Below are 10,055 nucleotides of genomic sequence, written 5' to 3' on the forward strand. Positions count from 1 at the left end.
TCACGAATATTCAAGATGATTTTTGCTGATTTGTGCAAAGTGTGTTATCCTTTCTCGCAAATAATCAAATATAGCACAAGTTAATTTTTGGTCGTCACGTGGCACTTAAATTTCCTTTCATTCGGGAAAGAATTGGTGCTTATGAAAATAAAATTAACGCTTCTAATTTTTCTTTTAGTAATACTAAATAGTGGTTTGCCGTTAACAACGAGTATAGCCAAACCGTTGGGAGACCCGGCTCCAAGCAAGCCGATTGTAACTATCGTCGAACCAGACTGTACAACTGCAACGGGAACTATAACAGTGACAAATCCCCTAACGGGTGCGGGATTATACTTTTCAATCAACGGCAGTTCCTATACAAATACGACCGGCATTTTTAAAAATTTAGTACCGGGAACATATTCCGTGACATACAAAGATGCCAGCGGTAAAATATCGCAGGCCAGTAAAGTTTGTATTCACAAACAGCCAGCTAAACCTTCAAAGCCTGTAGCGTCGGTTACTCAGCCTACCTGCAAAACTGCAACGGGAACTGTAAAAGTAACGGCGCCAGCTCCAGCTGCGGGCCTCACGTATTCAATTGATGGGATTACCTATGCTAACACCAGCGGTGTTTTCACGGGACTAGTATCAGGAAATTACACAATTACGGTAAAAAATGCTGCTGGCTGTATCTCGGCTGAGACCAAAGTATGTGTTCATCCTCAGCCCTCTACTCCGGTTAAGCCAACAATAACAGTTGTCGAAACAAACTGTACAACGGCAACTGGTTCAATCAGGATTACGTCGCCCGTACCCGCCAGTGGTCAGACATATTCCATCAATGGATCAACCTACCTGAATGTTGGCGGGGTTTTTAAAAACCTCGTTCCCGGAAATTATTCGGTTACTTATAAAACAGCTTCGGGATGCATTTCCGCACCCGCGATTGTATCTATACATCCACAGCCACAAACTCCTGCAAAACCAACAGTGCAACTGACGCAACCAGACTGTATAACAGCCACCGGGATCATCAGAATTACCTCGCCGGCACCGGCTACAGGTCAAACATATTCCATCAACGGAACGACTTACCAAAATATAGGGGGCGTCTTTAAAAACCTTAAGCCCGGAAATTACCTGGTAAGCGTAAAAGGTCCCGATGGATGTATATCTGATGTGACAAAAGTTTGTATTCACGCCCAGCCGGCAAAGCCATCGAAACCTGTCGCAACTGTAAAACAGCCAGACTGTAACAGGGCTACTGGCGTGATTAAAGTTTCCTTACCTGCCGCAACAAATGGAACAACCTATTCTCTCGATGGCGTGTCGTATTCTAACACTACAGGTGTTTTTAACGATGTTTCATCAGGGGTGTATTCGGTTACTGCCAGAAATGCCGCGGGATGTACTTCTGATACTACGAAGATTTGTGTACATAAACAGCCGCAGGCTCCTGATGCACCGGTTGTAGCAGTAACGCAACCTGACTGCACTACCTCAACAGGTATCATTCGGATCAATTCCCCTGCGCCTGCAACAGGTCAGACATATTCCATCAACGGAACGACTTACCAGAACGTTGGCGGTGTATTTAAAAACCTGGCAGCCGGGAAATATATGGTTACCGTAAAAAGTGCCGCCGGCTGTATTTCAGATGCCACCGAGGTAACCATATTGAAGCAAACGCTGCCACAAAAGCCTGTGCTAGCTTTGACTCAGCCGAATTGCTCCACAACTACAGGGGCTATCAAAATCACGTCGCCGATTCCGGCAGATGGCCAAACTTATTCAGTTGACGGGCTGACGTATGATAATACGAGCGGCGTATTCGAAAATTTGGTGCCAGGAATGTATAAGGTTACTGTGAAAAATAGCTCAGGCTGTATTTCAACGGTTACTGAGGCGTGTTTACATAAACAGGAAATTCCATCCTCTCCGGTTCTTGCAGTCACCCAACCAGATTGTTCGTTGGCTACGGGTTCGATCCGTATAAGTTCACCGGCGCCTGCAGCAGGCCAAACTTATTCAATCAATGGATCTATATATCTGAATGTTAGTGGAGTGTTTAAAAATCTTCTGCCGGGGACATATCCCGTCACGGTAAAAAATGCAGCAGGCTGCATATCAGCGGCTGTGGAAGTTGTTATCAATCAGCAACCCTCGACACCAACGGCTCCTGTACTTGTTGTTGCACAACCCACTTACCAAATCGCCACGGGCACAATTACCGTAATAGCTCCTGCCCCGGAAGCCGGTATTACCTATTCTATCGATGGGTCGGATTTTTCAAATACGAGCGGTGTTTTTACCGGCCTACAACCAGGAAATTACATGGTGTCTATTAAAACGGCTGCGGGATGTATCTCAACCGCTGAAAACGTAACGATAAGTACTCAGCCGGTCCCGCCAGCCCCACCGGTCAACAACAAACCTGTTATTGCGCCGGCGACATTCACAATTGTGGAGAAATTGCCAGTCGGTACTTATGTCGGCACACCGGAAGCCTCCGATCCTGACGCAGGTACAACTTTCAGCAGCTGGACACTTGTTAACGGGAATGACAATAATGCATTTGCAATTAATCCGGCAACCGGGATAATTACTGTTGCAAACAGTGAAGTTCTTGACTTCGAAAGCCGGCAGGTTTTTCATCTGGGTGTTACAGTAAGTGATGGTACTAATGTAAGCGAACTGCAGGTAGTTACAGTTAAGTTGATCAACGTTAATGAACCGCCTGTGGATATTGCGTTAAGCAATTCTCAAATTTACGAGAATAATGCCAATGGAGCGGTAATAGGCAAATTCAGCTCAGTAGACTACGATAGCTCTTCAGGATTTGTATATTCTCTTGTACCGGGTCCAGGTAGTGGAGGTAATGCATCTTTTGATATCGATAACAGTGGCAATCTGCTAGCTGCTGCCTCTTTCGATTACGAAAGCCAAAATAGTTATTCCATCCGTGTCAGGTCGACTGATAATAGTGGCGAATATTTTGAAAAACTGTTCAATATTAATGTATTAGATGTCAACGAAGCACCTCAAATAGCGGCGATTTCCGATCAGGCAATCTGCTACGACGCATCCGAGAAAAGCCTTTCTATAAGCGGCTTATCCGCAGGTCCGGAAGCAGGACAGCAGATCGAACTGGCGGCATCCGCGGACAACGCCGCAATGTTTGACAAGCTGTCTGTAATAAAGGTAAATGGAACATCAGGCGAATTAGTTTATAAACTTAAATCAGGCGCGACAGGTACAGCCTGGATTACGCTTTCAGTAACAGATAATGGCGGGGTAGACCATGGAGGAATTAACACAGCCTTTAGCAAATTTAAAATAACTGTGACAGCCCCTCCTGTTGCAAAAATCAGTTCTGAAAAAAGCCTTAGTATTTCGAAGGGCGATGATATCATCCTCAAAGCAGAGGGCGGATCGACTTACAAATGGTCAGCAGCAAATGGCATAATCGGAGGTACAGACGCTGCTGAGCTGAAAGTCCGTCCGCAGGAAACGACTACCTATTGGGTTACCGTGTCTAATGTTTCAGGCTGCAGCAGCATCGCACAGATCACTGTGATCGTGAAGGAAGATTACGCATTAATTCCTAATAATGTAATTACGCCAAACAACGATGGCAATAACGATACCTGGGTCGTGAAAAACATTGACTATTATAAAGACAACAAGGTTGATGTTTTTGATCGGGCCGGTCGGCTGGTTTATTCTGCAAGCGGCTACAATAACAGCTGGGACGGTAGTTTTGATGGGAAACCGTTAACGCAGGGCACCTATTACTACATTATAACCTTTAAAAATGTCGGAGCACTAAAGGGCTTCATTACTGTGATCAGATAATATCAAAACTTAGTCTTATGAACAAAATCTATCTAAAAGCGCTTTTGCTGATTGGATCAGTGTGTCTTCTATCAGCAAACGGAAATGCGCAAATAAACCCAATGGGAGCGTCATTTTTCCAGAACCAGTACCAGTTTAACCCGGCAATGGCCGGTCTCACCGATAAAAAAGTTGCCTTGAATTTCGGATTCAAAGCTCAATGGAATGCATTGCCGGGTGCACCTTTTGAGGGCAGTGTAACAGCAGACTATGGCGCGAGCGACCATGTTGGCCTTGGAGTGAACTTGTACAATGAGAAGGCCGGCTTGATTAAAAGCCTGCGGGCCCTGGGGACCTATGTTTACCGGGTAAAATTTAATCCCGAAGGTAGCAAGCAGCTTAGATTCGGCTTGTCGGTTGGCGTAAGTAATGAATGGATTGATCCGAATGATGTTATAGGAAGTAACGCGGATCCGCTCGTTTCTCAGTTTAATCAGCGCAGCGCATACCTGGATGGTGATTTCGGTATTGCTTACACCGGCGAACGCCTGACTATCCAGGGAGCGGTTCCAAGATTAAAAAAGTTTTTAAATCGCGACGACGATCTGTCTACTTTCGATTACGAGACGTTCTACAGCGCTGTTAGTTATAAATTTTCCTCTAATGGTGGGCTCAATGTTGAGCCGATGCTGTGTTATCGCGGCATTCACGGAATGGATAACATCGTTGATTTCGGAGCCAATGCAACGTTGCTTAATGAGCAACTGATCCTGATGGCTATGTATCACACTACCAAATCTACAACGTTCGGGTTAGGTATGAACTTCCGGCAGAAATTCACCATCAATGGAATGTTTACGACTGAAAACCCTATGATGCAGGGGTACACAGCGGGAGAGTTTGAGGTTAATTTGAAGTTTCACTTGTAAGCGAAAATCAAAACTATGAAAAAAAGGCATCAAAGTGACGCCTTTTTTTATATGTAAATGAATAATTATGTAAATATGTATAAGTTTGAATTGTAAATTTCTATAATTATGTATGTCGGTTTGGAACGTATTAACTTCTAGAAAATAATGGTAAAGTGCCTGGATGTAGATTTACATATATGCATAATTGTTAACTCGCTTACACATCGCTAAAGAGGAGTTGAAAGTTTTTGGTGTTGATGAAGAATTATGCATTTATGTAAGCCGTTAAGGCTTGTATCGCCATTTCCTTTAACGAGAGGTCATGTTCAATTCCGTGTGATTTTACTTTTTTCAATAGCACTTTCGGGATCCAAACGTTAAGCTGAGCTTCTTCTTCCTTAATTTTTTGTTTAATCGGAGTAACCTCCTGGATTGGCATTTTAGGCTGTTCAGTCTTTAATTTATTCGCAAGATTTCCCAGTTTGTTTTTATAGTCGGTCATTTTTTACAATTATAGATATACAAATTTATGTAATATTGTATTATAGAGCATTAATTATTTCCTCAGCTAGTGAGGATATTTCTTCTTTTGCCTTTTCATCTTCGCTTTGCAACACTCCACCTGTTATCGGCGAACGTGCAAAAGAAACACGATCATGGATGATGGTCTTAAGCATCGGAATGCTAAACGATTTAAGTAAATTTTTAACTTCCTTCGTTATTCCGGAACGGTGTTTAATCATATTCATAACGATGCCCGCCTTAAGACTTGGGTCTTGCTTTTTAGCTTCATTTACAAGTTGAAGTGTCGAGCGAATAGCCATTACGTCGAAGAAGCCCGCTTTGGTAGGAATTAATATGTAATCGGAAATCAGAAAAAGATCAGCTAAGCGATTGGTAAGGTAAGGTGGTGTGTCAACAATGATGAGATCGTAATCCAGAGAACGGATTTTTTCAAAATGATCTTCACTTATAATAGTCAATTCAGGGTGTTCTTCTTTCAGGTCTGAAAGACTCCCTTGTAAATCGATATCAACAAGCGCGACGGTTAACTGATCTTTAAAACAGGCGGCAAAGTTTAGGGCGAGCGTGCTTTTTCCGACGCCACCTTTCTGATGAGCAATTGTGATAATTTTTCCCATGCGGCAAATATAAATTTAGAATTCTAAAAATAGAATAATGTCAAAATTTAGAATTCTAGGCTTTTGTTTATATGTATTTATGTATAAAAATATATTTTTTCTTCGATGAAGTCAGCTACGGAGCTGTTAAAATAGGCGTGGGGATATTTGTGACCGCATTGTGTACCCCGATCATCACAAAACTGAGAAAAATGATAATCGCGTTTACTCGTGCAAAAGAATATTTTAATGTTGAGATTGTTCAAAACCTCATGTATACGATTAAAGTGTTTGTTAGTTTCGTTTTATAGACAAGAATGTTAGAAAATAAGGAAAATGTACTTTAAAGTAATTTAAAGTGATATCTATTATAAGTTTAATGCTTTCGTTAGCAAAAAAATCAATTATACCGGCGCGTTAAGAACCTTCGTCGGAAGCAGTTGCACAATCAATTGTGTATAACTGTGAAATTTTAATTAGGCCGTGGCACAATAATTTCTTTTCGCATGCGAGAACCTGAACTGCTTGCATGAGAAAATCTTTACTTGTCATTCTGAAATATAGAATTTTATCCATTAACAAATTCTTTGGAATAAATAGAAATCTCTCTACCAGATTTAGCACGGCTCTGGTAAAAAAGGCATTCTTGCTTTTTTTTATCGCACTTTCATTTTGCAAATCATACGGTCAATCTGGGATTACAGAAATTTACACCGATTATAAAGGTTATTGGGCTTCAGGATCTGGAACTACAGGAAACCTGGCCACAAGTTCGGTGAAACCCGATAATGATCATAATGTATTGGCATTTAAATGGAATGGGACGATCTATTCGACAGGCGTAAATGATGCAACGCTAACCAGTAAGGGCGTAACATTTACACCTATGCGATTTCAGGCGTTCCCGGTTCGGAATTATGCGCTCGATGCAGGTTCTTTGCCGGGCGTAGGAGCAATGAAAGACGGTACGCTGAGTGTAGCCGTTACGCCTCCTTATTTTTCGATTCCAGCAAATGTTTCAGATTTTTTAACTGACGGCATCAACGGATTAAATATCGGGACTGGTATTGCAAACGTTAAAGCAGGTACCCTAACTTTCGACTTTGGCGGAATTATCACACCTGCGCAAATTAATGATGGTATTCCGGATATCATTGTAAGCCAGGTTGCCCAGCCGGATGCTACATTAGATTCAGTATATTTTACTGATGGATCAGGCGCATTAGTTGGAAATAGGGTAGCAATAAACCATACTCTTAGTCCTTCTGTAGGTAACTGGATGATCGATTTTTACCGGGCAACTGATGGAGCTGTACAATATACCAATACCGAACGCCCGATTCGGATTTGGGCTGCAGATCTGAGCGCCTTCGGTATTACATCAGCGAATTATACACCTGCCTTAATTTTAAAATACAAATTAAATGGTTCCAGCGATCCCGCGTTTTTAGCATTTAACGATCAGGCAATCCAAGTCGTAAGTGCAAATGATGATAATGCTTCAACAGCGATAAATACGTCAACCAGCATTGATGTTTTAGCAAATGACAAACCTTCAGCCGCATTAAAAGTTTCGAGTGTTACGGTAACCATCGCGCCGCTGCACGGAACAACTTCAGTGAATAGCAGCACCGGCGCCATTACTTATACGCCAACAGCAGGTTATTATGGTACGGATCAATTTACCTATAGCGTTTGTAATAATAATACATCAAACCCCCAATGCGACGATGCCAAGGTCTCAATAAATGTAGGTCCTGATGTAGCAACACCAGTATTTACAAGTGGAAGTTCCTCTTCGCGGTGCCAGGGATCCGGAACAGTTACCTATTCTGCTACCGCGAATAACTCAACAAGCATAAGCTATTCGTTGACACCTACGACGGCGGGAACGATTAATTCCTCTACAGGGCTAGTTACCTGGGCTGCGGGCTTTTCAGGAATCGCAACTATTACAGCTGTTGCAACTGGTGTTAACGGACCAAAGTCTGCTGCACATACGGTAACTGTTTATGCCCCTCCGGTGTTATCAAGTGCTGCAGCAGTTTCGGTATGCAACAATACGGCTTTGGGCTACACCGCCACAAGCTCCACAAGCGGTACAACGTTTAGCTGGACCCGCGCGGCGGTTACTGGTATCAGCAACGCCGCTTCAAGCGGGAACGGAGCCGGTATAAACGAGACGTTGATTAATACGACCGGCAGTCCGGTTGATGTGACCTACGTAGTTATGCTTACGGCAAATAGTTGTCCAAATACCCAAAATGTTGTCGTAACAGTTGGTGCTGCTAATATAATTGCGGCGCCGACAACAACAACGTTTTGTATTACAAGTTCACCAACTAATATTAATCTGACCGGATCTAATATTTCAGGAGCAACTTATCAATGGCAGATTAATACGGACCCATATAATTTTGGCACTAACGGAGCATATTCGGATATTTCAGGCGCAACTTCAAAGGATTATGATCCCGGAGTAATAACACAATCTACTGCTTACAGACGAAAAGTAACAAGCGGCTGTATATCGACAAGTGATTATGTTGCTTTTTACGTTACTCCAACGGTAACAGGAAATAGTATTACCGCTCAGGGTTCAACCACCACTTGCGGAAGTTTTACTAATAAATATATCGATGGTACTTATCCGTCCGGTGGAAACAATAACACACACACGTTTCAATGGCAAAGCTCTGCAGATGGTACAAACTTTACCAATATAGCTGGAGCTACAAGCCAGCAGTACACAGCTGCAACGATTAATACCTCAACCTATTTTAGAAGATTAACGATCTCCGGATATTGTACATATCCAAGTAACACTGTTTATTATAATACTAACGGCGCCGAAACCCCCGGTTCTATTTGGGGCAATAGTTCTTTTTGTGCCCCTGCGTCTAACCAGTCGTATGGAGTGGCGGCAGTAAGTGGAGCTACATCTTATACTTGGAATTATTCGGGAAGCGGAGCCACATTTACCAGCACCACCAATAGCGTTTCTATAAATTTTGCAGCGAATGCTACATCCGGTACTTTATCAGTAATCGCAAATACTCCATGCGGGTCGAGCTCGGCTTCAACACTTGCTATCACATTGCAAAATCCGGTTATCACGCAACAACCAACAGATCAAAATATTTGTCAGTCAAATTCGTTTACGAACACCGTTGCTGCAACGGGCAGTGGCCTTTCTTATCAATGGCAATATTCGGATGATGGCGGAGCGTCCTGGAAAAATATCAATGACGATCCGGGTAGTGGTTTTTATCCAAAAGTAGTCGGTTCGACGACGGCAACGATTAATATCACAAATATTCCATCGGCTTATTTAGGTTTTCGGGGAAGGGTACAGATCACATCTAACACCTGTCCAACCAATTCAAACGAATTTGTTCTTGTAGTTAGGCAAAATTCAACTCTTACGCTTACAGCAGGAAGTGCTTCAACATCCGCTTGTTTAAATACAGCCGTAACGCCTGTTAAATATACGGTAGGGGGCGGAGGTACCGGTGCAAGTATCACCGCCGGAAGTCTGCCTACAGGCATGACAGGGACCTTCGCCGGAAATGTTTTTACAATAAGCGGAACACCAACAAGTACGGGAACTTTTAATTATACTGTAACAACCAGCGGTCCTTGTACTAATGTTAGTTTAAGCGGAACGATTACAGTTAGTTCAGCATCCGTAGGGGGAAGCGTTAGCGCAAATGCCACGGTATGTACCGGAACGAATAGCGGCACCTTAACACTAAGCGGGCAGACAGGGAACGTGATAAGATGGGAATCGTCGCCAGACGGGACTACCTGGAGTGCAATAACAAATACAACAACGAGTTTAACTTATACAAATTTAACAACTACTACCAGATATAGGGCGGTGGTACAGAGCGGAGGATGTACTAGCGCTAATTCTACGACGGCGATTATCACGGTTAATCCGAATACAACGATTACGCTGAGCAGCGCAAGTGTAAACGATACGAAATGTATTAATACAGCGATTACACCAATTACCTTTAATACAACGAATGCAACCGATGCAACAATTACTACCGGGACTTTGCCAACTGGAGTAACCCTGGCTTTCAATTCGGGAACTGGCGTTGTGACCCTCAGTGGTACGCCAACTGTAAGTGGATCTTTCCCTTATACGGTAACGGCAACTGGAGGTTGTGCTTCAGGTAGGGCAAGCGGTACAATC

At 43.0% G+C, this 10,055-nt stretch carries 5 protein-coding genes; 3 read left to right on the top strand and 2 right to left on the bottom strand.

Annotated features, from left to right (window positions below):
• The first annotated feature begins 141 nt into the window (after nucleotides 1-141).
• Both GS399_RS15810 and GS399_RS15815 read left to right on the top strand, forming a co-directional pair.
• Entirely contained in the window at nucleotides 142-3,840 is a 3,699-nt protein-coding gene (locus GS399_RS15810) for a T9SS type B sorting domain-containing protein (protein WP_160845610.1), read from the top strand.
• Nucleotides 3,841-3,857: 17 nt separating this feature from the next.
• On the top strand, nucleotides 3,858-4,748 hold the full coding sequence (locus GS399_RS15815) for a PorP/SprF family type IX secretion system membrane protein (protein WP_160845611.1): 891 nt from the start codon (nucleotides 3,858-3,860) through the stop codon (nucleotides 4,746-4,748).
• 247 nt (nucleotides 4,749-4,995) lie between these two features.
• Here GS399_RS15815 and GS399_RS15820 read toward each other — a convergent pair whose 3' ends face one another.
• Nucleotides 4,996-5,232, bottom strand: coding sequence for a hypothetical protein (locus GS399_RS15820; protein WP_160845612.1), 237 nt, complete (start codon nucleotides 5,230-5,232; stop codon nucleotides 4,996-4,998).
• Nucleotides 5,233-5,272: 40 nt separating this feature from the next.
• Complete coding sequence (locus GS399_RS15825) at nucleotides 5,273-5,872, bottom strand: AAA family ATPase (RefSeq protein ID WP_160845613.1); 600 nt, start codon at nucleotides 5,870-5,872, stop codon at nucleotides 5,273-5,275.
• 508 nt (nucleotides 5,873-6,380) lie between these two features.
• Between GS399_RS15825 and GS399_RS15830 the strand changes: the two genes are divergently transcribed.
• Nucleotides 6,381-10,055, top strand: a 3,675-nt coding sequence (locus GS399_RS15830) for a beta strand repeat-containing protein (protein ID WP_160845614.1), incomplete at its 3' end; no start/stop codon positions are given.

Origin of the sequence: Hufsiella arboris (genome assembly GCF_009834875.1) — a bacterium.
Lineage (GTDB): Bacteria > Bacteroidota > Bacteroidia > Sphingobacteriales > Sphingobacteriaceae > Hufsiella_A > Hufsiella_A arboris.